Below are 26,516 nucleotides of genomic sequence, written 5' to 3'. Positions count from 1 at the left end.
AGAATTTACTTGCTGTAGACAGGCAGCTTGGCGGTCAAGGCAGCAACCTTTTCACGCACAGCAGCCAAGTTGGCTTCGTCGGCGGGGTTTTCCAGCACATCAGCCACCAAGTTGGCGGTGATGCGAGTTTCTTCCTCGCCGAAACCACGGGTGGTCATGGCGGGAGTACCGATACGGATGCCGCTGGTCACGAATGGCTTTTCGGGGTCGTTAGGGATGGCGTTCTTGTTCACAGTGATGTGAGCCAGACCCAGAGCCGCTTCAGCCGCCTTGCCAGTAATGCCCTTGGCGCGCAGGTCCACCAGCATGACGTGGCTTTCTGTGCGACCAGAGACGATGCGCAGGCCGCGTTCGGTCAGCGTGTCCGCCATGACCTTGGCGTTCTTGACGACTTGTTCTTGGTAAGCCTTGAACTCAGGAGTCAGCGCTTCCTTGAACGCAACAGCCTTACCGGCGATCACGTGCATCAGCGGGCCGCCTTGCAGGCCGGGGAAGATGGCGCTGTTCAGTGCCTTCTCGTGCTCGGCCTTCATCAAGATCACGCCGCCACGGGGGCCGCGCAGGCTCTTGTGGGTGGTGGTGGTGACCACGTCAGCAAAAGGCACGGGGTTGGGGTACACGCCCGCGGCGATCAGGCCAGCGTAGTGAGCCATGTCCACCCACAGGATGGCGCCGACTTCCTTAGCGATCTTGGCGAAGCGCTCAAAGTCGATGTGCAGGGCGTAGGCAGAGGCACCGGCCACGATGATGCGGGGCTTGTGCTCACGGGCCAGCGCTTCCATCTTGTCGTAGTCGATGGCTTCGTTAGCGTCCAGACCGTAAGAGACGGCATTGAACCACTTGCCGGACATGTTCAGCGCCATGCCGTGGGTCAGGTGACCGCCTTCGGCCAGGCTCATGCCCAAAATGGTGTCGCCGGGCTTGGCAAACGCCATCAGCACTGCTTGATTGGCTTGGGAGCCGGAATTGGGTTGCACGTTGGCGGCTTCTGCGCCAAAGATTTGCTTGATGCGGTCGATGGCCAGTTGCTCGACCACGTCCACATGCTCGCAACCACCGTAGTAACGCTTGCCGGGGTAGCCTTCAGCGTACTTGTTGGTCAGCTGGGAGCCTTGGGCTTCCATCACGGCGGGCGAGCAGTAGTTCTCGCTGGCGATCAGCTCGATGTGCTCTTGCTGGCGGTGGTTCTCAGCTTCAATAGCTGCAAACAGTTCGGGGTCGACTTTAGCGACGGTATCGGTGCGTTGAAACATGGCAGTCCTGTGAACTAAAAATTCCCTTGAAGCAAGGGCTGCCCAGGCGAACGGCTGAAACGCTTGTGGATTGCAATCGCTGCGACCTTGGGCGGTACGCTCCCCAGTGGTTCACAGACCTTGCAGTCTGCTGGTTTCCACGTCAGCGGCAGAGAAATTTCTGCGCCTATCGCCAGTTGCGTACACCCTCTAGTGTAGCTGAGCTGACATATCTCAAAGCCGTAACAGCGCTATTCCTGAGCACTTGCGTGCGGGCATAAAAAAAGCTGGCACAGAGGCCAGCTTGAAAAAAATCGACAGTTTATGGATTGAAAACTTACAGGCTGGAACCAGCAACGGTAACTTGCTCAGAGTGAGACACCGTTGTGGACTCCACTGCCTTGGGCGCAGCAGGCTTGGTCGCAACCAAAGTGCTAGCGCCTAGGCCAGCGCCTTGGCGCATACGTTGATGCTCGGCCAGTACTTTGGCGGCGTAGCCACCGTCGCTTGGCAGATTAGCAGCACCTACGTAGTAGCGCAGACCACCTTCGATAGAGCCAGCGCGTGCAATGCACTCCTTGAGCACCTTGACGCCAACTTTGAGGTTAGTCACGGGATCAAATGCAGCATGACGGCCGCCAAAGCTTTCGTACTTGTCGGTGTGGACCTTAGTCATCACCTGCATCAAACCTTGAGCACCGACCGAGCTTTGGGCAAATGGGTTGAAACTCGACTCAATGGCCATGATGGCCAAAATCAGCGTGGGGTCCAGCTTGTTGGCTTTGCCCAAAGCATAGGCTTCGCTGACCAAGGCCGCGATGGGCTCTGGAGCGACGCGGTACTTCTTGCTGAGCCAAAAGGCGACAGCGGCTTGATCCTTGGGCAAGCTTGTGGGGTTGACTGCGGTGGCGCGGTCGCTGGCGACAACGATCTCGGAAGCTGGAGCTTCTTCGATGATGGTTTCAGCCACAACGGGCAGGCGTGTATCGAGCCACTCGCGCAGCTCAGTTGCACCAGCCAGACGCAGGTCTGGGCGGGAAATTAAAATCAAGGCCGAAATGGCCACGGCCAAGCCCAAGAGGGCGAAACCGTTGTGGGTAAGAGCAAGAAAACCGTTGGCCGTCTTATGGCCCAACGTTCGCGCAGAGGCGACTAATTTTCCTGACGCTGGCATAGCTAGTCCTTTCTTGGCTATCGCCCGAGGTTCAACCGGATCAGTGACACGGTGAAGCCAGAGGCAGCACGCCGATGAGGTTTGCTGCGGGCCGATTAAAAGCACCTCGGCGAGGCGCTGATCGGTCTGCTCAGTCGTGAGGCAGCGGAAACAAAAAACGCTCAATTTGAGCGCTGGCGGATTCTAAAAGTGCTCTTAATGCATAGTCAATACTAACAAAAATACTTTTTAGATATTAAAGTAATTTGAAAACATGTATATGCATACAGTTTTTTAAAAAAACATAGAAAAACTCATTGGGCGCAAGAGGGAAAAGCTCTGATATCGTGACATCTGTCATGAAGGCGAAATAAAGTGCAAAAAAACGCTTAACCCTTCGCAAGCGCAGATATAGTGAATCTGCCTGCTATGTTGCAGGTGCTTGCCAAAGGAAAGGGAAAGCAAATCTCGCTACGGCTTTTGATTTCATAGGCTGTCAGCACTTGCTCTTTATCTTCGCTTGAGGCACTTAAGGGAGCAATCTTTGCTTCCAGCAGTAGGGACCCTATCCTCCATGACTGCAAAAGACGGCCCGGTCTGGTACCGGCCGTGAAGCCCGGAAGACGGTTTTGACCGCTTCCGGGCTTTGTCATTTCTGGGGCGCATTTAAGTACATTTATGAGCAGTAATGCGCCGCACATTGTTTGCATTTTTTGAGATTTAAACGGGGAAAAGGTGTGAGCTGTAGCGCAAACTTCTCCTTGGAAATCGCGTTGTTTGCTATCTATATATAGAGCGATGTTTTCAAGGCCGCTGGGCGTACAAGGTACAGTTATGTCCTAGTCGTCTAAAGCGCCTTGTTTTTGAAAGCCGGGGAGGCTTTCAGCTCTTGCATAAATTTAAAATTACCCATGTCACTGCTTACATCGAATCGCTGGTTGCGCCGGCTTCTCGGGTCTGTTTTAGTCCTTTTGCTGTTGTGGCTGCTTTTGTGGGCCGTGGTGCCCATCGTGGCCAAGAGTCAGCTGCAAAAGCAAGCCTCTGCCAAGCTCGGGCGCAGTGTGCATGTGGGAAAAATCGATTTCTCGCCTTGGGCGCTGTCCATCACCTTGCATGATCTGGTGATCGATAAAGCTATTAAAAAAGTAGCTAGTAGTGAAGGTGTTGACGGGGCTGAAAGCCAAAAAGACCTTGAATCTGCAGCCCAGCCCCAGCTAGAAATCAAGCGCATTTTCGTCAATGCCAGCGCGCAGTCTTTGTTTAGGCTCGCTCCTGTGCTTGATGCCATTGAGGTGGATGAACCGGTGGTTCGCCTAACCCAATATTCGCTGGGCAAGCTCGATATTGATGATGTGATCGCCAAGCTCTCTGAGCCCAAGGACGAAGATCCATCCAAGCCGGTCAACTTTGCGCTCTACAACATCGCGCTGCGTGATGGCCGTATTGAACTCAATGACGAGTCCGTGCAGCGCAAGCATGAACTAAAAGGTTTGCAGCTGAGCATTCCTTTCATCAGCAACCTAGAGTCCAAGCGTGAAATCAAGGTGCTGCCGCATCTGGCTTTTGACTTGAATGGCAGTCAGTTCAACTCCACGGGCGAGAGCACTCCGTTCACAGATAGTCGCCAGACTGCGATGACGCTCAAGTGGGACAAGATCGATCTCGCGCCTTATTTGGGCTATGTGCCGGCCAGCGTGCCAGTGCTGCCTTTGGCGGGTGTGCTGGATACAGATCTGCAAATTCGCTTTGAGGAAAAAGAGCAGGCCGTGGTGAGCGTCAGCGGCAAGCTGGCTTTGTCGGGCGTGGAGTTGCAAGATCGCCAAAATGCACCGCTGTTGACCTTTGAAGCCCTTGAAGTACAGCTCAAAAATGTGCAGCCGTTGCAAAACCAGATTGCGCTTGAGTCGGTGCGCTGGGTTAAGCCTGAGGTGCATGCCAGCCGTAATGCGCAGGGCGTGATCAATTGGCTGGGTTTGACTGCACCTGCTAAGTCTGCTGCGCCTGTATCTGCCTCTGCATCTGCATCTGCATCTGCGTCCACACCTGATGCTTCTGACGAGGTTGCTGAGCAGCCGAAGGTGCAAGCGAAGGCAGCCACTGCGGCAGAAAAGACCGTTAGCCCTTTAGCAATCAGTGTCCAGCAGTTCGATATTGATAGCGGGATTGTGCACTGGCACGATGCCGCCACTGGCGCGGCCCCTGCCGCGCTGACGCTCGCGCCGATGGCTGTGCAGGTTAAGAACATTGCTTGGCCTATGAGCGAGCCGTTGAACCTGACGGCAACGACGGGTCTGCATTCTGGCGAACGAGCCAAGACTGAAGGCGCTGCCCAACTGGTGGTTGATGGCCAAGCCACTGTCAAAGACGGCAAGCTGGAGCTGAAACTGGAGCAACTGCCCCTGCAATGGGTGCAGCCCTATATTGAGGCGCACTTTAAGCCGCAGCTCAGCGCCATGCTCAACACCAAAGCCCAGGTTTCTTGGGGTGAGGGCGGCGTGCAGGCGCAGGTGGCTGAATTAACGGCTGACAAGCTGCAATTGCAAGATAAACAGGCGCCAGTCAACGTCGAGCAAATCAAGGTAACGGGTATACATGTCGATTTGGCTGCGCAGCAAGTGCAGGTGGAGTCGATTGCCTTGCAAAAGCCCCAACTGGCTGCCATACGCGATGCGCAAGGCCGCTGGATGTATGAGCGCTGGCTGCCCAAGGCTTCGGGCGCCAAACCAGCGCAGCATGGTGGCAAGGTGGAGCCTAGTAAGCCATGGTCCGTCAAACTGGCATCGATTGCCGTGGATGGCGGATCTATCCAATTGCGCGATTCAGCGCCCGCGCAAGGGCAGGCAGCGCAAGTGGTGCAGTTGGATGTGAATGGTTTGAACGTGCGCCTAGGTGCTTTTGAGCCTTTAGCCACCAAAGCAGCACCCACGCCGCTGGAAATTTCAGCGCAACTGGCGGCCAATCGCCGTGTGAATGCGGGCAGCTTGCAGTTCAAGGGGCAGTTTGGCTTGACCCCTGTGTCTGCCCAAGGTCAGTTGCAAGTCAAGGCGCTGCCTTTGCATGCGTTTGAGCCTTACTTTGGGCACAAGCTCAATGTGGATTTGGTACGTGCGGATGGAAACTTCAAAGGCAAGGTCAACTATTTTGCCCATGCCAAGGGACCGCAAGTCGCCGTACTGGGCGATGTCGAGCTGAACGATCTGCGTGTGCGCTCCACCTTGGCGGCTCCCGTGAAGGAAGAAGCAGGTAAACCCACCACAGCCAAGGGCGCGCTGACTGCGGTGTTGAACGAATCAACGGCTGACCGCGGCAAGGCCATGGCTGCCAAGACAGGTCTGGGCCTGCCAGACGATTTGCTGGCTTGGAAGATGCTGGCTGTGCGCGGGCTGGATTTGAATATGCAGCCCGCCCAGCCGCTTCGGGTGAGCGTGCGCGATACGGCGCTGAGCGACTTTTTTGCCCGTGTGATTGTGCAGCGCAATGGCCGCATTAACCTGCAAGACATTGTGAAGACTGAAAAGTCTGAGCAGTCGGTAGAGCAAAACGAGCAAAGCAACGCAAAAGTTGCTGCGGGTGAAAAGCCTGAGGCGGGTAAGGCTGCGGCAGTGAGTGAGCCAGCCAAGCCTGAGGGCAGTGGCCCTGCGCCCGTCATCAAGGTCGGTCCCATCGTGCTGACGGGCGGCAAGGTGCAGTTTTCTGACTATTTCATTCAGCCCAATTATTCGGCTGATTTGAGTGAGCTAAAGGGCCGCCTGAGCGCCTTCTCGTCTGAAGCGCCTGCGGGCCAGACTGAGCCGCAAATGGCTGATCTGGAGATCAAGGGCAAGGCGCAAGGCACGGCGACGCTGGACATTGGCGGCAAGATCAACCCGCTTGCCAAGCCGCTGGCGCTGGATATTCGTACGCAGATGAATGACCTGGAGCTGTCGCCGCTGTCGCCTTACTCCATCAAATACGCGGGCTACGGCATTGAGCGCGGCAAGCTGTACATGGATGTGAACTACAAAGTGCTGCCAGATGGGCAACTTACAGCATCCAACAAACTGGTGCTGCGCCAGCTGACCTTTGGTGACAAGGTTGAAGGCGCGCCTGCATCGTTGCCTGTTAAGTTGGCCGTGGCCTTGTTGTCTGACCGCAATGGCGTGATTGATTTAGATGTGCCGCTGAGCGGCTCGCTCAACGATCCTCAGTTCCGTCTGGCACCCATCGTTTTCAAGGTGCTGGGCAACATCATCATGAAAGCCGTGACTGCGCCGTTTGCGTTGCTGTCGGGTGCGTTCTCGGGCGGCGATGAGTCGGGCGGAGTGAGTTTTGCCGCGGGCAGCGCGCTGCTGGATGCCAAGGCAAAAGATCAACTGGCCAAGATCGTCAAGTCGCTCAATGACCGCCCGGCGCTGAAAATGACGGTGGTCGGTGAATCACGAGAGGCTGAGGATAAGGAAGCTTGGAAATCTGCGGAACTTGATCGCCTGCTGCTGGCCCAAAAACGCCGTGCTGCCATCCGTGATGGCAAAAGCGGTGATGACGTGGTTGAAGTGCTTGATACCGAGCGAGCCGCGCTGCTCAAAGCCGTTTATGGCCGTGCTGATATCAAAAAGCCCCGCAATGTGGTCGGACTAGCGAAAGAGCTTCCAGTCGATCAAATGACCGCTTTGTTGGTGGCAAGTATCAACGTCCCAGATGACGCCATGCGTGAGCTGGCGCTGGCGCGTGGCGTTGCGGTGCGAGACTATCTGTCCACCCAGAAGCTGCCTTTGGGGCGACTGTTTCTGGGCGCTCCCAAACTTGATGTAAAGGACAAGGACTGGACGCCGCGCGCCCAGCTGAGTCTGTCTGCACAATGAAAAATGCAATGCAAAATCCCTTGTGATTTCGCATTTTTTGGCTTGCCTTTAAATAAAGGCGAAAATACCTGTTTGCCCAAGCATGAAGATGCGTGGGCTTACGCTTGGAAAGTCTGCCCTCATGTGGGTTGACATGGGTCTGTCGCAGCGTTGACTGCGAGGGCCGCCAGGCATTTTCTGACCCCTACATGACATCTATTTCTCCTAGCAGCACCATGTCTGATGCATCTGAAGTGAACCCGGCCTCTGCCAAGAATTCTGAGCAACATCCGCTGGATGCATTGACGGGTGGTGCTTTCTCCGCCGAAACCTCGGGTGATCGCGCTTCGCGCATCCGCGATTGGCTGGCCACTCAACCCACGGTTGAGCAACTCCAAGACGTTCACAAAGAGCTGAGCAAGGGCGACAAGAGCGCCGCCCGCGCAGTGCGTGAGCGTCTGGACGAAATTCGTCGCACCGCCAATCAGGAAAAAATTTCCGTGGAATGGGCTGAAAAGGCTCAGGCTCTGTTGGCGGCAACGCCTTTTGATGCCGCTGCCGCTGCCGCTTGGCAGCGTGATGCTGCTAAGGCGGGTGCTGCGCTGTCGCGTGAGCCCCTGTCCCAGTTCAAGGCTCAGCTGGCCGAGCGTGTGAAGGCTGTGGAAGATCTGCAGCACCGCACCCAGGTGCAGCGCGAAGTGGCTTTGCTGCTGGCTCAGCGTATCGAAGTGCTGTCCACCAAGTCTTGGAAGGACGCTAAGTCTGTGCTCGAAGCATTGGGCGCCGACGTGGCTCGCTGGCAAGTTCAGGCCAAGGAACTGACTGGTGACGCCAGCTGGACCAGCGTGGATAGCCGTTTTCCTCCTCAATTGGAAGCAGCATCTGCACAGCTGGCGCTGGTTTGGGACGCTTTCCAGTCTGCACTGGCGCAAACCGAAGCATCTGCCGCTGACGAAGCCGCTCCTTTACCTTCCGTGCCGGTCTGGGCGGATGAGATTCGCGTGGCCCGTGGCCTGCCGCCTGAAACGGCTGCCGCTGGCGCGGCCAAGCCCGCTGCTGCCCGTGCGCCTGCGGGCGCTGGCGGTCGTGGCAAGCCAGCCCCTGAGCAGGTTGAAGCAGCCAAGGCTGGCTTGAACCAAGCTCTGCAAGCGCTGCAGGCAGAAACTGCTGGCGGCAACAGCAAAGCTGGATCTGACGCAGTGCAAGCCATGCGCGCTGCCATCAAGGCCCATGGTCGCTTTGTGGACGAGGCTCTGGTGAGCGAAGTGCACGCAGCCCTGGTTGCTGCGGGTGATGCTGCTGGTTGGCAGCGCCAAAACGCAGACAAGATGCGTGAAGAGCTGGTGGCCAAGGCTGAAGCCTTGCTCAACCGTCCCGACGGTCAGGCGATGGGTGGTCGCAAAATTCAGGAAACCCTGCGCAATCTGCGTGAGCAGTGGAAGCTGGCTGACCAAGGCTCCATGGCAAACCATGGCCTGTGGAAGAAGTTTGACGAAGCCTGCAACGCTGCCTACAAGGTGGTGGAGTCTTGGCACGACAAGATTCGCCATGACAGCACGGAGGCCAAGGCTCAGCGTCTGGCTCTGGTTGAAGAAATCAAGGCTTGGGCTGCAGCCAATGCCGCCAGCCAAGACTGGAAGAGCATGCTGCGCGCACTGCGCCAGTTTGGCGAGCGCTGGCGCGAAAGCGGCCATATCGGCGAAAAGTTGTTTGCTGAACTGCAGCCGCTGTTCAAGCAAGCCATGTCGGCTGCTGAAGCGCCCCTGCAAGCTGCGCAAAAGACCAGCTTGGAGCGTCGCCACGCCATGATTGCTGAGGCAACAGCTCTGGGCGAAGCCGCTAGCTTGCGTATCGATGCTGTGAAGGATTTGCAGCAGCGCTGGCAAGCTGAGGCACAAGTCGTACCTTTGGATCGCAAGCATGAGCAAAAGCTGTGGGATGCATTCCGCAAGCCTTTGGATGATGCTTTTAACCGCAAGAGCGTGGAGCGTGGCTCGCGTGCGCCTGCTGTGGAGTTGTCCGAGCATGACCGCCGCGTGATGGATGCATCTAAGGCTGTGGAAGCTGCTAACGCTAGTGGTGATGCGCAGAAGATCCGCTCGGCTTTGGCTGAGCTGGAAGCTGCTATCAAGGCCCAGCCTGCTGCTGCAGCTCCTGCAGCCAAGGCTGAAGAAAATCAGGCTCCAGCCCAAGCAGATCAAGCGTCTGAAGCTACTGAAACAGAAGCAACTGCCGAAGCAGCTCCTGTGTCGGCCAAGCCTGCCCGCCCCGTGGTGGCAGTGCGTGGTGATGACCGCCCTGGCATGAAGAAAGAAGCGGCTCCTGCAGCTACAGGTCGCCCAGGCGACCGCCGTGATGGCGGCCGTGGTCGTGACGGTGCGCGTGGTGCTGCAGGTGATCGCGGTGGCCGTGATAGCCGCGACATGGGTCGTGGCCCGCGTGAATTCATTCGTGAAGATCGCGGTCCGCGTCTGGCTGACCCCGCTTTCCGCGCTCAGCGTGATGCGGTGGAGCATGCTCAAGAAGCTTTGCGCAGATTGGCGGCTCAAGCTCATGGCGAGGCACTGACGCAACTGCTGGGTGCATGGCAAGCGCGTGATGCGGAGCAGCTGCCTTCGGCCCAGCAACTGGGCGGTAAGGTGACAGCCCCTGTGCGCAGCTCTTGGTCTGGCGCTGTGACTGCTGCACCTAAGGGTAATGCTGGTGAAGCGCTGTTGCGTTTGGAGATGGCTGCTGATGTGCACACACCGGCAGACCAGATGAACGCACGCCGTGCACTGCAATTGCAGCTGCTGACGCGCCGCAACGAAGCTTCGCCTCAGCAGACTTGGGGTCAAGATGTTGCCACCGTGCTGGCCAGCACCAGCGATGAGGCTTCTGCCCGCCGCCTGCAAACAGCTCTGAAGCAACTGCTGCGCAAGTAAGCATTGCTTGATCGATCAAAAAAGGGAGCCGTCTGGCTCCCTTTTTTTATGGCGCGGCATGAGCCTGCTTGCTGAAAATTGAAGAGGGAAAACGAAAAAGCCGTCGCATTTGCATGCAACGGCTTTTTGTATTTGGTGCCCAGAAGAGGACTCGAACCTCCACGATGTTACTCGCTAGTACCTGAAACTAGTGCGTCTACCAATTCCGCCACCTGGGCTTTCAGAGTGGATGAATTATATAGCGGGAAAACCCGTATTTCTCTTGTTTGCTGTGATTTTTTGCGAAAACTTGAGGAAGGGGTAGAAGCGAAAAAGCCGCTGCATTTGCATGCAACGGCTTTTTGTATTTGGTGCCCAGAAGAGGACTCGAACCTCCACGATGTTACTCGCTAGTACCTGAAACTAGTGCGTCTACCAATTCCGCCACCTGGGCTTTCAGAGTGGATGAATTATATAGCAGGAAATTCAGTGCTCAAGCCGGTTGAGTGCAATTTGGCTAAAGATTTTTTAAGAGGGTAGCTTTGTTGCGGGCAACGAAAAAGCCGTTGCATTTGCATGCAACGGCTTTTCGTATTTGGTGCCCAGAAGAGGACTCGAACCTCCACGATGTTACTCGCTAGTACCTGAAACTAGTGCGTCTACCAATTCCGCCACCTGGGCTTTCAGAGTGGATGAATTATATAGCAGGAAATTCAGTATTCACGCTTGTTGAGTGCAATTTGGCTAAAGATTTTGAAAGAGGGCAGCGTTGCTGCGAAAAACGAAAAAGCCGTCGCATTTGCATGCGACGGCTTTTTGTATTTGGTGCCCAGAAGAGGACTCGAACCTCCACGATGTTACTCGCTAGTACCTGAAACTAGTGCGTCTACCAATTCCGCCACCTGGGCTTTCAGGGAAGCTTCATATTGTAGTCTAATTTATTGACTTACAAACGAATCTTCAATTTCTCTAAGATGCCGTTAGACTTAAACATTGCAAAAAAGTAATGTTTACCAAGTTTGTCTCAACCCTTGTGGGTTATCGTTAAACTTGGTGCCCAGGAGAGGACTCGAACCTCCACGGAATTACCCGCTAGTACCTGAAACTAGTGCGTCTACCAATTCCGCCACCTGGGCATCTCAGGAAAGACATAGATTGTATATCAAGAAAATGAACCCTCGCGAAAATGGCACCGATATGAATGAAGAAATTTTGGGAACTGTGCAGGGCCACCGCGATGGACATGGTTTTGTAGTCCGTGACGATGGTGAGCGTGACATCTACCTGCCGTCCAATGAAATGCGAGCCGTGTTGCACAAGGACAGGGTTCAGGTGCGCATTGCGCGCCAAGACCAGCGTGGTCGCCCTGAAGGTCGTGTGCAGGAGATTGTGGAGCGTCCCGATCAGCCCATCATTGGCCGCTTTCTGCAGGAAAGCGGCGTCTGGCTGGTCGCTCCTGAAGACAAACGCTATGGGCAGGACATTTTGATTCCTGCGAAGGCTACGGGCTCAGCCACGGTCGGGCAGGTCGTTGTGGTGAAGTTAACGGAAGCGCCGGCCTTGTTTGGCCAGCCTGTGGGCCGCATTGTTGAAGTGCTGGGCGAGGTTGATGACCCCGGTATGGAAATTGAAATTGCAGTGCGCAAATACGGCGTGCCGCATATTTTCTCGGATGCGTGCTTGGAGCAGGCTAAGGCCTTGCCTGAAAAAGTGCAGCCAGCGGATCATGCCGGGCGCATTGACCTGACAGATATTCCTTTGGTCACGATTGATGGCGAAGACGCACGTGACTTTGACGATGCCGTGTATTGCGAGCCTGCAAAGATTGGGCGCGGCAAGGGCTGGCGTTTGTTGGTGGCGATTGCCGATGTGAGTCACTACGTGACCACGGGTAGCGCCATTGATGTGGATGCCTACGACCGAGCCACCAGCGTTTACTTCCCGCGTCGCGTGATTCCGATGCTGCCGGAAAAGCTCAGCAACGGCTTGTGTTCGCTCAACCCTGATGTGGATCGCATGTGCATGGTTTGCGACATGCTGATCACTGAGCAGGGCGAGATTCACGCCTATCAGTTCTACCCTGCCGTCATGCACAGCCATGCGCGCTTTACCTATACCGAAGTGGCGGCTATTTTGGCCAACACCCGTGGGCAAGAAGCGTCCAAGCGTAAGGATCGCGTACAGGACTTGCTGAATCTGCATGGCGTTTTTCAATCGCTGCTTAAATCGCGCCAAGTGCGCGGTGCGGTGGATTTTGAAACCACAGAGACGCAAATCGTTTGCGATGACAACGGCCGCATCGACAAAATCGTGCCGCGCACGCGCAATGAGGCGCATAAACTGATTGAAGAGGCCATGCTGGCGGCCAATGTCTGTAGTGCTGACTTTATTGACCAGAGCGGCCAGTTGGGTCTGTTCCGCGTACATGACAAGCCTTCGATGGAAAAGCAGGAAATTCTGCGCAACTATCTCAAGGCCATGGGTGTGGGCATGAGCATCAGCGAGAACCCCACAACCAAGGAGTTCCAGGAGATTGCTAACGCCACAAAGGATCGTCCTGACTCGCAGCAAATTCATACCATGCTGCTGCGCTCTATGATGCAGGCCTTCTATACGCCTGAAGGCTCGGGTCACTTTGGTTTGGCATTTGATGCCTATACCCACTTTACCAGCCCGATTCGTCGCTACCCAGACTTGCTGGTGCATCGCGTCATCAAGGCGGAGTTGGGCGGCACGCATTACCGCTTGCCTAACCTGCCACCGCCCGGAGAGGCTGAGGCGAAGATGGCCAAGCGCTTGGCATCACGCGTGGTACCGCCAGATCAAAAGCCGCGCAAAAAACGCGCTGCGGCCAAAGACTTTCAAGCGTGGGAAGCTGCCGGCCTGCATTGCAGCGCCAATGAGCGCCGTGCGGATGAAGCCAGTCGCGATGTGGAAGCTTGGCTCAAGTGCAAGTACATGCGCGAGCATTTGGGTGAAGAGTTTTCCGGCATGGTTTCGTCGGTGACTACCTTCGGCATCTTTGTGACGCTGGACGCCATGTATGTGGAAGGTCTGGTTCACATCACCGAGCTGGGTGGGGACTACTTCCGCTTTGATGAGGCGCGCCAAGAGTTGCGTGGCGAGCGTTCGGGCGTGCGTTACGGAATTGGTGCGCGGGTGCGTGTGCAGGTCAGTCGCGTTGATCTGGATGGTCGTCGTATCGACTTCCGTCTGGTGCGCGACGGTGAAGATGCGCCGGTGCAATCGACTCGTGCTGGCAACGGCGCAGGTAACAGTGGTGGTAAGGGTGCTGGTAAGGGCAATACTGCTGGCGGTAGTTTCAGTCCTCGCGCTCAAGGCAAGGATGATGGCCGTGGTCGCCGTGGTCGCCGTGGCGATAACCGTGGTGGGCGCGATGGCAGAGATGGCCGCGAGCCGCGTGCACCGCGCGACGAGCGCGGTAATGCTAGCAATGGCGATAAGTGGAGTCGCCGTGATGCCAAGTCTAATCGCGCACAGCGCAATGATGCGCAGGCCCCTGCTCAGGCAAGAGCGCCTGAGAAAAATGCGAGCTGGAAAGATCGTAAGGAAGCACAAAAGCCAGTGAGCGAGAGCGTCAATCTGGCGGCGCTGGAAGCTGAGTACGACCGCGAGCGAAAGGCTGTAAAGCCGGCGCCTGTGGTTGCGCCAGCTCCTGCGCAGGTGCCCGTGTCTGCCCCAGTGGTTAGCAAGCCGCACAAGGCCGCTGCCAAAGTCGCTACTGAGGCCGCAGCTAAGGAATCGACTCAGCCTGTGACTAAGCCAGCCAAGGCCGCTGATAAGCCCGCCACTAAGCAAACGACGAAGCAAGCCGCTAAGCCTGCTGCCAAGGTTGCCGAAAAGGTGAAGGCCAAGGCGACAGAGAAGGCTGCGCCTAAGAAGAAGGTTGCTGCTTTGCTGGAGGCTCCTGCTTCTGTGGAGGCCCCCGCGGTCACTGGTGCGCCATCAAAGCCCGCTAAACCTGCTGCAAAACCTCTTGCTAAGGCTGCCGTTAAAGCAGCAAAGAAGGCGCCAGCGGCTAAGAAGGCATCTGCCAAGACCGCTGAAAAAGCGCCTGCACCAGTGTCTGCCCCTGTACCGGATAAAAAAACGATGAAGGCGGCGGTCAAGCCTGCTGCTAAGGCTGCGGCCAAGAAGACTGCTCCGGCTAAAACTACTGCGGCTAAAACTGCATCGACTAAGTCAGCTGCCAAAACCACTAAGCGCAAGACAGAGTCTTAAAGCTTCTTGCTTTGATAGCAAAAAGGCCTTGCCCGATAACGGCAAGGCCTTTTTTATTGCTCGATAGCTTGGGGTGTGTACCCAGCGATGCTTGAGGTTTTTTATTGCTTCTAGTCCATGATTTATATGGACTTGTAGCTATCAAAAAAATAGTTAATTTTGCTTTAACACAGCCTCGATATCTGCGCTGATATTCAGCACATCATCGTCGCGCAGAGCTGCGTGCCAGATCATCAGCCCCATGGGTAGCTCGTTTGCGTTGTGGCAGGGTAGAGAAAGAGCGCATCCATCCAGCATATTGATCACGCTGGTGTTGCGCAGCAGCAGTGCGTTGACGCGCACAAACTCTTCATCTCGCGCGGCGTCGGCGGCTGCGTCTTTGCCGTTAGCAGGTGCAACCGAGGCAATCGTGGGCGCCACGATGGGCGTGGTCGGCGAGAGCAGGGCGTCGTACGCTGCAATGGCTTTTTGCATCTGGGAGATCCAGTTTTTGCGAGCGGCCAGTAAGTCCAAATAGTCGGCAGCGCTCATGCGGGCGCCGCGTTCTATGCGCGAGCGCACGCGTGGGTCGTACAGTGCTGCTGTTTCGGGGGCTTGCAAGAAACGGCGGTGCCAAGCGTAGCTCTCGGTGGGCGAGAAGCCACCGATGGCGTTGACGTGGGCAAGCTCGTTCAACTCCGGCAGGTCAATCCATTCAATGTGCGCGCCAGCGGCTTGAAGTTGCGCAATGCTGCGCTCAAAAGCGGTGCGAACGGCGGGCTCAATGTCGTCAAAGAACACTGCGCGAGGCACGGCCAGTCGCCATTGGCTCAGGCCGCGATCATCCTTGGTTACTTTGCGGTCGGCCAAAATTTCATGAATCAGCACAGCATCGCGTACGCTGCGGGTCAGGGCGCAGGCGGTGTCTAGAGTGGGCGAAAGCGGTACGGCCCCATCGGTTGGGACTAGGCGCGCTGTGCTTTTGAAGCCAACCAAGCCATTGAGCGCGGCTGGGATGCGGATGGAGCCGCCTGTGTCTGACCCCAGTGCCGCCCATGCCGCACCGCTGGCGACGGAGACTGCTGCGCCAGACGATGAACCGCCGGGAATCCGCGCTGGGCGCGAGGGCGCTAATTGTGGGTTGGCGGGGTGGCTAGCGTCGAGTGCGGCGGGCGTGCCAAAGTTCGGGTTGATGCCCACGCCTGAGAAGGCGAACTCCACCATGTGCGTGCGGCCTATGATTGCGGCGCCTGCGGCGATCAAACGCGAGACAGCTGTGGCATTGGTTTGGGCGACAGGCGCAGCTTGAAGCACGCGAGAGCTGGCTGAGCTCACGGATCCTTCGGTGTCAAACAAATCTTTGACGGAAATAGCCAAGCCAGCCAAAGGGCTTGTGGGCGGTGTTTCGGCTGCGGCCCAGCGAGCCTTATTCAAAAAAGTTTGGCTGAAAACGTGAGTGCATAGCGGGCTTTGCGCGGCTGCGATGCTCATTTCCATGAGGTTTGAGGCGCTGTTGCGGCCTTCGCGAATCTCAAGAGCGGCGTGACTGAGGTCGAATTGCATGACAGTGTGCTAAAATTTTGCGGCTTTGCTAAGGGTTACTCCGTGAGGGGTAACTTTTAAAGCACTGGGGTGGTTGATGCAGCGGCGCTTTTGCCTGCTACAGCACTCGCTTTCAGGGTGGCAAGGCAAATAGCAAACCGGCCTATTCAAGGTGTTGCGGCTTCTCTTTCAGAGACGCTGTAATCGTTGGGCCGGATTTTAGACCCAACCTTTGAGGTAATTAACATGGCAGTAACAATGCGCGAGATGCTGGAAGCCGGCGTCCACTTTGGTCACCAAACTCGTTTCTGGAATCCCAAGATGGCTCCGTTCATCTTCGGTCACCGTAACAAGATTCACATCGTTAACCTGGAAAAGTCGCTGCCGATGTTCCAGGACGCCCAAAAGTTCGTCAAGCAATTGACTTCTAACGGCGGCACCGTGCTGATGGTTGGTACAAAGCGTCAAGCCCGTGATGTGGTGGCTGAAGAGGCTAAGCGCGCTGGCGTGCCTTTCGTCGACCAGCGCTGGTTGGGCGGTATGCTGACTAACTTCAAGACCGTCAAGACTTCGATCAAACGTCTGAAGGACATGAAGGCTCAGCAAGAAATCGGCTTGGACGCAATGTCCAAGAAGGAACAGCTGATGTTCGTTCGCGAACTGGAAAAGCTGGAAAAAGACATCGGCGGCATTCAAGACATGAACGGTCTGCCTGACGCAATTTTCGTGATCGACGTGGGCTTCCACAAGATCGCTATTGCTGAAGCCAAGAAGCTGGGTATTCCTCTGGTCGGCGTGGTTGACACCAACCACAACCCCGAAGGTATCGACTACGTGATCCCTGGTAACGACGACTCCGCTAAGGCAGTCGAGCTGTACGCCCGCGGTATCGCTGACGCGATCCTGGAAGGCCGTGAAGCCCGTCTGAACGAAGTGGTGAAGGCTGCTGCTGGCGACAACGGCGACGAATTCGTCGAAGTGGAAGCGTCCGCCGCCTAAGCGAAGTCCGGCTGCGCGAGCGCATCGCGAAAAAAAAGCGGGGCTCTGAGTAGCCCCGTTTTTTTAGCCGGAATCCTGATTGGACTTACGCAAGGAAGAATGCACCAGCGGTGCGTCGCAGAGGCAAGCCTCTTGCCCTGACCAGTTTGCGTAAGTCGTTTCTGTAACGAACCGAACTGACACTGGAGAAATACGATGGCAATTACTGCAAGCATGGTCGCTGAACTGCGCGCCAAGACCGACGCCCCCATGATGGAATGCAAGAAGGCTCTGACTGAAGCTGATGGCGATATGGCCAAGGCTGAAGAGCTGCTGCGCGTCAAGCTGGGCACCAAGGCTGGTAAGGCTGCTTCCCGCGTGACTGCTGAAGGCGTTGTGGCTGCTTTCATCGAAGGCGGCAAGGGCGGCCTGATCGAAGTGAACAGCGAAACCGACTTCGTGTCGAAGAACGACAGCTTCATGGCTCTGGCTAACGCTGCTGCCAAGCTGGTCGCTGAAAACAATCCTGCTGACATCGAAGCTCTGGGCGCTCTGGCCTACGAGCAAGAAGGTTTCGGCCCCACTCTGGAAGACGTGCGCAAGGGCCTGATCGGTAAGATCGGCGAAAACATGTCTTTCCGTCGCTTCAAGGCCTTTGAAGGCACTGTGGCTGCTTACGTGCACGGCTCGAGCATTGGTGTGGTTGTCGAGTTCGACGGCGACGCTGTTGCTGCCAAGGACGTGGCAATGCACGTGGCTGCGATGAAGCCCGCTGCTCTGACTTCCGCTGAAGTGTCTGCTGAGCTGATCGCTAAGGAGCGCGCTGTGGCTGAAGCCAAGGCTGCTGAATCCGGCAAGCCTGCTGACATCGTTGCTAAGATGGTTGAAGGCTCCGTGCAGAAGTTCCTGAAAGAAGTTTCCCTGGCTGACCAGGTCTTCGTGAAGGCTGCTGACGGCAAGCAAACCGTAGCTCAGATGCTCAAGGCTGCTAACACCAACGTGAAGGCATTCACCATGTTCGTGGTGGGCGAAGGCATTGAGAAGAAGGTTGACGACTTCGCTGCTGAAGTGGCCGCTCAAGTGGCTGCAGCCAAAGCTGGCGCTTAAATCTAAGCTTTAGCTAACAATCGCGGCCTTGAGCCGCGATTGATTTATCCCCCTCCCGTTTTCACATTTATTTCATTTCCACCGGAGAAACACCATGTCCAACGCCAAACCAGCCCACAAGCGTATTTTGCTCAAGCTGTCAGGGGAGGCGTTAATGGGGGATGATCAGTTCGGTATCAACCGCACCACGATCGAACGCATGGTGTCTGAAATCGGGGAAGTGACCAAGCTGGGTGTGCAAGTCGCCGTAGTGATCGGTGGCGGCAACATCTTCCGCGGGGTGGCGGGCGGCTCGGTCGGTATGGACCGTGCTACTGCTGATTACATGGGCATGCTGGCAACGGTGATGAACGCGTTGGCTCTGGCTGATGCGATGGACAAGCAGGGCATGACAGCTCGCGTGATGTCTGCAATTGCGATTGAGCAAGTGGTCGAGCCCTACGTGCGCCCCAAGGCGCTGCAGTACCTCGAAGAGGGCAAGGTTGTGGTGTTTGCCGCAGGTACAGGCAACCCCTTCTTCACCACGGATACAGCCGCTGCGCTGCGCGGCGCCGAAATCGGTGCTGAAGTGGTTCTGAAGGCTACCAAGGTCGATGGCGTGTACACGGCCGATCCCATGAAGGATCCCACCGCCACCCGCTATGAAAAGCTGGCTTTTGATGAGGCCATCTCTCGCAATTTGGGCATCATGGACGCCACCGCTTTTGCGCTGTGCCGTGACCAGAAACTGCCTATCCGCGTGTTCTCCATCGTTAAGCCCGGCGCCCTCAAGCGCGTGGTTATGGGCGAAGACGAAGGCACTCTGGTGTACGCTTAAGCGCTTGCCGCCTAATGCCCGCAAAGGAACAAGAACATGACGATTGCTGAAATCAAAAAGAACACTGAAACCAAGATGGGTCAATCCATCGAGGCTTTGAAGAACAACCTCTCGCGCGTGCGTACTGGCCGTGCAAACCCCGCGCTGCTGGACACTATCCATGTGGAGTACTACGGCTCTATGGTGCCTTTGTCTCAGGTGGCCAACGTGTCCCTGATGGACTCGCGCACCATCAGCGTGCAGGTCTGGGAAAAGCCCATGGCCGCCAAGGTGGAAAAAGCCATTCGCGAAAGCGAATTGGGCCTGAACCCCGCATCCATGGGTGAGCTGATTCGCGTGCCCATGCCTCCTATGAGCGAAGAGCGCCGCAAGGAAATGACCAAGCTGGCTCGCAACGAAGGCGAAAACTCCAAGATTGCGATTCGTAATCTGCGTCGCGATGCCAATGAAGGCGTCAAGAAGCTGGTGAAGGACAAGGAAGCTTCTGAAGACGATCAAAAGCGTTGCGAAGCCGACATCCAAAAGATCACTGACAAGCGCATTGCCGAAATTGACATGCTGGTGGCTGCTAAAGAGCAGGACATCATGGCGGTCTAAGGCTTGGCCAAAGGACTTGCACTTTTGACATCTCAAAAAAACGGCGCGCCGCCGCGCCATATCGCCGTCATCATGGATGGCAATGGGCGGTGGGCCAAGCGCCGACTGCTCCCGCGCCTTGCTGGTCATAAGCAGGGCGTGGAGTCTCTGCGCCGTTGTGCTCGCGCTTGTGTTGAGCGCGGCGTGCAGGTCCTCACGGTGTTTGCGTTTTCTTCCGAGAACTGGAACCGCCCGCAAGAAGAGGTCTCTGGCCTCATGAATTTGCTGGCTTCGGCTCTGGCTAAAGAAGTGGCGCAACTCAGTCGTGATGGTGTGCGCCTGTACTTTGTGGGTGAGCGCCAAGGCTTGAGCGACAAAGTGCGCGCAGGCTTGGAAGAGGCCGAGCGCTCTACGGCGCACAACACGCGCTTGATTCTGAATGTGTGCTTCAACTACGGCGGCCGCTGGGATATTGCTCAGGCCGCGCAAAAAGTGGTGGTACAAGGCCTAGAGCTCAATCCTGAGAATCTGGACAAAGCGATGGCGCTTGCCCATGTACCAGACCCAGACTTGATGATTCGCACGGGCGGCGAAACGCGCATTAGCAACTTTTTGCTCTGGCAGGCAGCTTATTCTGAGCTGTACTTCAGCAATGCTTTGTGGCCCGAATTTGACGAAGCTGCGTTGGATGCTGCTATCGCTGTTTTCAGCGCTCGTGAGCGTCGCTTTGGCCAGACTTCTGAGCAAATTCAACCATCGACTGCCGTCAATCAGACGGCTTAACTACAAGAGGTGCCATGCTCAAGCAGCGCGTTATTACCGCTTTGATTTTGTTGGCCATTTTGCTGCCCGCATTGTTTTATTCGGACAGCACTGTCCCATTTGCCGTGCTGATGCTGGCGTTTATGGCAGCAGGTGCTTGGGAGTGGGGGCGTCTCAACGGTTTTGGGCAAGCGGGCTCTTTGACGCTGGGCGCGATCTGCACTGCTATGTGCGCAGGCTCTTGGTGGGCAGGCTGGCTGGATCAGTCCTTGACAACAGTTTGGCTGATTGCTGGTGCTTGTTGGGTGCTGGGCGGCGTGTTGCTGTTGAAGGCCGGCGTGGCGGGCTGGCCCCATATTCCCGCTGCGGTGCGACTGGTGGGCGGCGTGTTGGCCTTGTGGCTGGCGTGGATGGCCGTGGTGCAGGCGCGCAATATTGGTATCAATTATTTGATGTCGATGCTGGTGCTAGTTTGGGTGGCTGACGTCTTCGCGTATTTCGCGGGTCGTACTTTTGGCCTCAAATTCACCAAAAACAAATTGGCCCCCTCCATCAGTCCCGGCAAAAGCTGGGAAGGTGTTTGGGGCGGCATGTTGGGTGTGATCGCTCTGGCTTTGGTCTGGAGCTGGGCTGACCGTCACTATGGTGCCAGCGTTCCCAGTTTTTATTCGGTGCTGCAAACGCGTGGGCTTTGGTTCCTGCTGCTGGCTGCAGTGTTTATGGCTGCGATGAGTGTGGTGGGCGACCTGGTCGAATCCCTCATTAAGCGCAGCGTTGGTGTCAAGGACAGCAGCGGCTTGCTGCCCGGCCATGGTGGTGTTCTGGATCGTATTGATGCGCTCCTGCCCACGCTGCCGTTGGCGATGATGCTCTCATCCTTTGTACATCCATGAAGCAGAAAATCACGGTTCTAGGTTCTACCGGCTCGATCGGAACGAACACCTTAGATGTGGTGGCGCGCCACCCTGATCAATACGAAATTTTTGCTTTGAGCGCAGCCACGCAAGTGGATTTGATGCTCAAGCAATGCGCCCAATTCAAGCCGCGTTTTGCGGTGATGGCCAGTGCCCCGCATGCACAGCAATTGGCTGAAAAAATCAAGAAAAATGGCCTTCAAGTCCAGGTTCTGCAAGGATCTGACGCTCTTGAAGTAATAGCATCTCATCCTGATGTGGATGCTGTCATGGCGGCGATTGTGGGCGCGGCTGGTTTGGCGCCTTGCTTGGCGGCGGCCAAGGCCGGCAAACGCTTGCTGCTTGCCAATAAAGAAGCGCTGGTGGTGGGTGGTGCCTTGTTTATGGACACCGTCAAGCGCCATGGTGCAACGCTGCTGCCGATTGACAGCGAGCATTCCGCCATCTTCCAGTGTCTTCCTGAAGACAGCCGCACTTGGGCTGATCGCATCGATTGTTTGTTGCTGACCGCATCGGGCGGCCCATTTCGCCAGCGTGACCCGGCAACTCTGTCTCAGATCACGCCTGAGCAAGCCTGCGCGCACCCTAACTTTTCCATGGGCCGCAAGATCTCGGTGGACTCTGCCACCATGATGAATAAGGCGCTGGAAGTGATTGAGGCGCGTTGGTTGTTTGACATGGCGCCTGAAAAAATCAAGGTCGTCATTCACCCCCAACAGATCGTGCACTCCATGGTGCAGTTCAAAGATTCGTCTGTGCTGGCGCAATTAGGTACGCCTGATATGCGTGTGCCCATTGCCTGCGGTCTGGCTTGGCCTGAGCGTATTGCAAGCGGCACACCGGTGCTGGACTTCACCAAGTTAGCAGCACTGACCTTTGAAGAGGCGGATGCCCAGCGTTTCCCCGGCCTGCACCTGTCTTGGCAGGCTCTGCGAGCGCCTGAAGGCACGACCACAGTCCTGAATGCGGCCAATGAAATAGCAGTGGCTGCATTCTTGGAGCGCCGTTTATCATTTGATCGCATTCATGCGGTGAACCTGCAAACGCTTGAATCTGTGCAACCAGGCGCAGTCTCTACTCTGGAAGATTTGATGGCCTTGGATGCGCGAGCGCGCGAGCAGGCGGCTGCAATTGCCCAGCAGTGGGCTTGCTGATCGGCTGCAAGGTGCGACTTGCTGGTGGGTGGCAGTTGAACTTGTCGCCCATCGCATGCTCTCAACAGGTATTGGAATAAAGGAGTTCAGGTGCTGCTGACCGTTGTCGCTTTCATTGTGGCTCTGGGGGTTCTCATTGCGGTGCACGAGTGGGGCCACTATCGCGTGGCTGTTGCTTGTGGCGTCAAGGTGCTGCGCTACTCCATCGGCTTTGGTAAGCCTTTGCTGCGCTGGACCAGTAAAAAATCCGGTACCGAATATGTGATTGCGGCCCTGCCATTGGGCGGCTATGTGCGCATGCTCGATGAGCGTGAGGGTGAGGTCAAGCCTGAAGAAAAGCATCTTGCTTTTAACAACCAACCCCTGAAATCGCGTGCTGCCATTGTGGCGGCAGGCCCTGCCGCCAACTTGGTTCTAGCGATTGCTTTGCTGGCGGTAGTCAATTGGCTAGGCATGAGCGAGCCAGCGGCGCGGCTGGCCGCTCCACCTGCAGGCTCGATGCTGCAAGTAGCGGGTGTGCAAAGCGGCGAATGGGTGCAGCGTGCCTCGATCGGTGGTCAAGAATGGCAGCCAGTGCGTGCCATGGGTGATTTGCGCTGGCTGGTGACTACAGCGGCGATGGATGGCGAGTCGCTGCAACTGGAAGTCGCATCGCAAGCCAACGGCGCGCCGCGCGTGGTGCCATTGAATCTGGCGGCGCTGCAGCAAAAAGAGCCTGATGCTGTTTTTTTTGAAAAAATTGGTTTGCTCGGAGCATGGAGCAGCCCTGTTGTTGAAGATGCGGTTGCCGGTGGTCCTGCCGATAAAGCGGGCCTGAAAAAGGGCGATGTCATCATCAGTATCAACGGCCAGCCATCTTTAGATGGTGCGCAGGTGCGTGCTGCGATTCGGGCTTCTGGCTCTGCAGGTAGTGTGGATGCTCAGGCTTGGGTGATTGATCGGGCAGGGCAGCGCTTAACGCTAGAGGTGCAGCCGGAGTTGCTGCCTGCCAAAGACGGTCAGCCTGCAAGTGCCCGAGTGAATGCTTTTATTGGTAGTCAGCCCGAGATGGTTCAGGTTCGTCGCGGCCTATGGGATGGGCTGAGTGCCGGTGTACAAAGGACTTGGGAGCTATCTTCCATGACGCTGCGCATGATGGGGCGCATGCTGATTGGCGAGGCTTCATTGAAGAACATTAGCGGTCCTTTAACGATTGCCGATTACGCAGGCAAGTCGGCCAATATGGGCTTGGTTCAATACTTATCGTTTCTTGCGCTCATCAGCATCAGTTTGGGTGTGCTCAACCTGCTACCATTACCTGTTCTCGACGGTGGGCACCTGATGTATTATCTTTGGGAAGGCGTGACGGGACGCAGCGTCTCCGATGTCTGGGCCGAAAGGCTGCAGCGCGCAGGTGTGGCAGTTATCTTGATGATGATGTCAATTGCCTTTTTCAACGATATCAACCGGCTCTGGGGCTAACTTTTACCGCAACGGTAGGCCGCATTCGCGGCGATTTCCACTCATGAAAAAACATTTCAATCGCTTGGGCATGCGCTCTGCAACTGCCTTGGCTGCTATGGTTTTAGCTGCTCAAGCAGCATGGGCGCTGGAGCCCTTCAAGGTTCAAGATATCCGCGTTGAGGGCTTGCAGCGTGTGGAGGCCGGTACGGTCTTCGCCTCCATGCCTTTGCGCGTTGGTGATGACTACAACGACGAAAAGGGCGCAGCTGCTATTCGTTCGTTGTTTGCTTTGGGCTTGTTTAAGGACATCCGCCTTGAAGCCAATGGCAATGTGCTGGTCGTGGTCGTTGAAGAGCGCCCCACCATTGCTGAAGTGAACTTTGCTGGCACCAAAGAGTTCGACAAGGACACCCTGACCAAGGCTATGCGCGATGTGGGCTTGGCCGATGGCCGCCCCTTCGATAAGGCGCTGGCGGACCGTGCTGAGCAAGAACTCAAGCGTCAATACATCAACCGCAGCCTGTACGGCGCGGAAGTGGTGACTACCGTTACGCCTATTGAGCGCAATCGTGTGAACTTGACCTTCACCGTCTCCGAAGGTGATCCTGCCAAGATCAATGAAATTCACATTGTTGGCAACAAAGCTTTCAAGGAATCCACGCTCAAAGACCTGTTCGATCAGGACACTGGTAACTGGATGAGCTGGTATACCAAGTCGGATCGTTACGCTCGTAATAAGCTGAACGCTGACTTGGAGTCTCTGCGCTCTTACTACCTGCAGCGCGGCTATTTGGAGTTCCGGGTGGACTCCACGCAAGTCGCTATCTCGCCAGACAAGCAAAACATTGGCCTGACGGTCAATGTGCACGAAGGCAATCAGTACGTGGTTTCCGGCGTCAAGCTGGACGGCAACTTCCTGGATCGTGACGATGAGTTCAAGTCTCTGGTCAAAATCAAGCCCGGCGAGCCCTATAACGCCGACCAAGTTGCTGAGACTATCAAAGCATTTACTGACTATTACAGTAACTTCGGCTTTGCTTTCGCTAAGGTGGAAGCAGTGCCTGAAATTGATCGCGCCAATAACCGTGTGAATATCACGCTGCAGGCCCAGCCTTCACGCCGTGCTTATATTCGCCGTATCAGCGTCAGCGGCAATAACAAAACCCGCGATGAAGTAATTCGCCGTGAGTTCCGTCAGTTTGAAGCCTCTTGGTATGACGGCCAGAAAATCAAGCTGTCACGCGACCGCGTTGATCGTTTGGGCTTCTTCACGCAAGTGGGCATCGAAACTCAGGAAGTGCCTGGCTCCCCCGATCAGGTTGATCTGATGATCAATGTGGTGGAAAAGCCCACCGGTTCGATTCAGCTGGGTGCAGGTTTTTCTAGCGCCGAAAAAGTTTCTCTGTCCTTTGGTATCAAGCAGGAAAACGTTTTTGGCTCCGGTAATTATCTGGGCTTGGATGTCAACACCAGTAAGTTCAACCGGACGCTGGTCGTTTCGACCACTAACCCGTACTTTACGGACAGCGGTATCTCTCGCACCTACGATTTGTACTACCGCACCACCCGTCCTTACTACGACAGCGGTGCCTATCAAATCATCACCAAGGGCGCTAGCGTGCGCTTTGGTGTGCCGTTTAGTGAAATTGATACGATTTTCTTCGGCGCAGGCGTTGAAGGTAATCAAATCAAGCCTGGTAATTACATGCCAGGCATTTATAGCCAGTATTGCGGAGGCTCTGATCAAGAGCAAGTGGGTTGCTCCAAGACCGGTATTCCTTTGACTTTGGGTTGGTCTCGCGATAACCGAGATAGCGCTTTGGCACCTAATGCTGGTCGCTACCAGCGTTTGAACTTGGAAGCTTCTTTCCTGAGCGATATGCGCTACATGAAGGCGAATTACCAAGTTCAGCAATACATTCCTTTGACCAAGAAATACACCATCGCGCTGAACGGCGAATTAGGTTGGGGCAAGGGCATTGGCGGTAATCCCTACCCAATTTTCAAGAATTTCTATTCGGGTGGTCTGGGATCTGTTCGTGGCTTTGAACAGGGTTCGCTGGGCCGCCGTGATAGCGTGAATACGAATCTGGCGCTTGGCGGTACGCGCAAGCTGACCCTGAATGGTGAATTCATGGTGCCGTTCCCCGGCGCTGGCAATGACAGAACCCTGCGTCTGTTTACATTTGTAGACGTGGGTAATGTATGGGCGGAAGGTGAAAGTATGGAGTTAAACTCTTTGCGTGCCTCCACAGGTATCGGTATTAGCTGGATTTCTCCATTGGGTCCGCTGCGTTTGGCTTATGCTCAGCCTATTCGTAAGCAAACCAACGATAGAATCCAGAAACTGCAATTCCAAATCGGAACATCTTTCTAATGAAATCTCTCTCTAGCCATCTTTCTCTGGCTGTGCTGCTTGGCGCAATGGCCGTCTCTGCGCAAGCACAGGAATTCAAGGCAGGTTTTGTGAACACGGATCGTATCTTCCGTGAAGCATCTGCAGCCAAGGCTGCCCAAGCCAAGCTTGAGCAGGAGTTTTCCAAGCGTGAAAAGGAATTGGTCGATCAAGGTAATACCTTGAAGACTGCTTCCGATAAGTTCGAGCGTGAAGCACCGACGATGGCGGAAAGCCAGCGCGCTTCGCGTCAGCGTCAGCTGGTGGATCAGGATCGTGAATTCCAGCGCAAGCGCCGTGAGTTTCAAGAAGATCTGAATGCTCGCAAGAACGAAGAACTGTCCACAGTCCTGGAACGTGCGAACAAGGTAGTCAAGCAAGTCGCAGAAGCTGAAAAGTACGATGTGATCTTGCAAGAAGCTGTATATATCAACCCCAAGTTTGATATTACAGACAAGGTGCTCAAGACCCTGAATGGCGCAAAGTAATCTGAAGGATA

At 55.8% G+C, this 26,516-nt stretch carries 16 protein-coding genes, 5 tRNA genes and 1 riboswitch; of the genes, 13 read left to right on the top strand and 8 right to left on the bottom strand.

Annotation, left to right across the window (positions count from 1 at the left end; genetic code table 11):
• Window positions 1-5: 5 nt before the first annotated feature.
• Window positions 6-1,253 carry a serine hydroxymethyltransferase gene (glyA, locus tag KUF54_RS09200; protein ID WP_219342478.1) on the bottom strand — a complete coding sequence of 416 codons (1,248 nt, stop codon included), beginning with the start codon at window positions 1,251-1,253 and terminating at the stop codon, window positions 6-8.
• 33 nt (window positions 1,254-1,286) lie between these two features.
• Window positions 1,287-1,443: riboswitch (ZMP/ZTP riboswitch) on the bottom strand.
• Between the two features lie 126 nt (window positions 1,444-1,569).
• Entirely contained in the window at window positions 1,570-2,406 is an 837-nt protein-coding gene (locus tag KUF54_RS09195) for a lytic transglycosylase domain-containing protein (RefSeq protein WP_219342477.1), read from the bottom strand.
• Window positions 2,407-3,296: 890 nt separating this feature from the next.
• Between KUF54_RS09195 and KUF54_RS09190 the strand changes: the two genes are divergently transcribed.
• Together KUF54_RS09190 and KUF54_RS09185 are read left to right on the top strand one after the other, a co-directional pair.
• Window positions 3,297-7,226: a DUF748 domain-containing protein gene (locus KUF54_RS09190; protein WP_219342476.1), complete on the top strand. Its 3,930-nt coding sequence runs from the start codon at window positions 3,297-3,299 to the stop codon at window positions 7,224-7,226.
• Window positions 7,227-7,441: 215 nt separating this feature from the next.
• Window positions 7,442-10,129: a DUF349 domain-containing protein gene (locus KUF54_RS09185; RefSeq protein ID WP_219342475.1), complete on the top strand. Its 2,688-nt coding sequence runs from the start codon at window positions 7,442-7,444 to the stop codon at window positions 10,127-10,129.
• A gap of 133 nt (window positions 10,130-10,262) precedes the next feature.
• Here KUF54_RS09185 and KUF54_RS09180 read toward each other — a convergent pair.
• The 5 genes from KUF54_RS09180 to KUF54_RS09160 form a co-directional block, all read right to left on the bottom strand.
• Window positions 10,263-10,347 (bottom strand) — tRNA-Leu (locus tag KUF54_RS09180).
• A gap of 130 nt (window positions 10,348-10,477) precedes the next feature.
• A tRNA-Leu gene (locus KUF54_RS09175) sits at window positions 10,478-10,562 on the bottom strand.
• 142 nt (window positions 10,563-10,704) lie between these two features.
• Window positions 10,705-10,789, bottom strand: a tRNA-Leu gene (locus KUF54_RS09170).
• Window positions 10,790-10,931: 142 nt separating this feature from the next.
• Window positions 10,932-11,016: transfer RNA gene (locus KUF54_RS09165), tRNA-Leu, on the bottom strand.
• A 143-nt stretch (window positions 11,017-11,159) separates the two neighbouring features.
• Window positions 11,160-11,244 (bottom strand) — tRNA-Leu (locus KUF54_RS09160).
• Between the two features lie 34 nt (window positions 11,245-11,278).
• Between KUF54_RS09160 and rnr the strand changes: the two genes are divergently transcribed.
• Window positions 11,279-14,350 (top strand): ribonuclease R, encoded by a 3,072-nt coding sequence (gene rnr / locus KUF54_RS09155; protein WP_255576002.1) that lies wholly within the window; start codon window positions 11,279-11,281, stop codon window positions 14,348-14,350.
• Between the two features lie 153 nt (window positions 14,351-14,503).
• Here the strand turns inward: rnr and KUF54_RS09150 are convergent, their stop codons facing one another.
• Window positions 14,504-15,892 carry an amidase gene (locus KUF54_RS09150; protein ID WP_219342474.1) on the bottom strand — a complete coding sequence of 463 codons (1,389 nt, stop codon included), beginning with the start codon at window positions 15,890-15,892 and terminating at the stop codon, window positions 14,504-14,506.
• A gap of 225 nt (window positions 15,893-16,117) precedes the next feature.
• Here KUF54_RS09150 and rpsB point away from each other — a divergent pair, with 225 nt between their 5' ends.
• The 10 genes from rpsB (at window position 16,118) to KUF54_RS09100 (ending at window position 26,505) form a co-directional block, all read left to right on the top strand.
• Complete coding sequence (gene rpsB, locus KUF54_RS09145) at window positions 16,118-16,870, top strand: 30S ribosomal protein S2 (RefSeq protein ID WP_219342473.1); 753 nt, start codon at window positions 16,118-16,120, stop codon at window positions 16,868-16,870.
• 195 nt (window positions 16,871-17,065) lie between these two features.
• Complete coding sequence (gene tsf / locus KUF54_RS09140; RefSeq protein ID WP_219342472.1) at window positions 17,066-17,956, top strand: translation elongation factor Ts; 891 nt, start codon at window positions 17,066-17,068, stop codon at window positions 17,954-17,956.
• A 94-nt stretch (window positions 17,957-18,050) separates the two neighbouring features.
• On the top strand, window positions 18,051-18,773 hold the full coding sequence (pyrH, locus tag KUF54_RS09135) for a UMP kinase (protein ID WP_219342471.1): 723 nt from the start codon (window positions 18,051-18,053) through the stop codon (window positions 18,771-18,773).
• A 36-nt stretch (window positions 18,774-18,809) separates the two neighbouring features.
• Window positions 18,810-19,370, top strand: coding sequence for a ribosome recycling factor (frr, locus tag KUF54_RS09130; protein WP_219342470.1), 561 nt, complete (start codon window positions 18,810-18,812; stop codon window positions 19,368-19,370).
• Window positions 19,371-19,394: 24 nt separating this feature from the next.
• The gene (gene uppS / locus KUF54_RS09125; RefSeq protein WP_219342469.1) at window positions 19,395-20,132 is read left to right on the top strand and encodes a polyprenyl diphosphate synthase; all 738 of its coding nucleotides are present in this window, start codon (window positions 19,395-19,397) and stop codon (window positions 20,130-20,132) included.
• A 14-nt stretch (window positions 20,133-20,146) separates the two neighbouring features.
• The gene (locus KUF54_RS09120; protein WP_219342468.1) at window positions 20,147-21,004 is read left to right on the top strand and encodes a phosphatidate cytidylyltransferase; all 858 of its coding nucleotides are present in this window, start codon (window positions 20,147-20,149) and stop codon (window positions 21,002-21,004) included.
• Entirely contained in the window at window positions 21,001-22,179 is a 1,179-nt protein-coding gene (gene ispC, locus KUF54_RS09115; protein ID WP_219342467.1) for a 1-deoxy-D-xylulose-5-phosphate reductoisomerase, read from the top strand. Before KUF54_RS09120 ends, ispC begins: the two co-directional genes overlap by 4 nt.
• A 90-nt stretch (window positions 22,180-22,269) precedes the next feature.
• Window positions 22,270-23,640, top strand: a complete 1,371-nt coding sequence (gene rseP, locus KUF54_RS09110) for an RIP metalloprotease RseP (RefSeq protein WP_219342466.1) — start codon at window positions 22,270-22,272, stop codon at window positions 23,638-23,640.
• Between the two features lie 43 nt (window positions 23,641-23,683).
• Window positions 23,684-25,999: an outer membrane protein assembly factor BamA gene (gene bamA / locus KUF54_RS09105; RefSeq protein WP_219342465.1), complete on the top strand. Its 2,316-nt coding sequence runs from the start codon at window positions 23,684-23,686 to the stop codon at window positions 25,997-25,999.
• Window positions 25,999-26,505, top strand: a complete 507-nt coding sequence (locus KUF54_RS09100) for an OmpH family outer membrane protein (protein ID WP_219342464.1) — start codon at window positions 25,999-26,001, stop codon at window positions 26,503-26,505. The genes bamA and KUF54_RS09100 overlap by 1 nt, the downstream gene beginning before the upstream one ends.
• Window positions 26,506-26,516: the final 11 nt, after the last annotated feature.

Origin of the sequence: Comamonas sp. Y33R10-2, from assembly GCF_019355935.1 — a bacterium.
Taxonomy (GTDB): Bacteria; Pseudomonadota; Gammaproteobacteria; order Burkholderiales; family Burkholderiaceae_C; genus Comamonas.
Note: the sequence above shows the minus strand (reverse complement) of the source record. Positions and strands in the feature narration are given on the sequence as shown.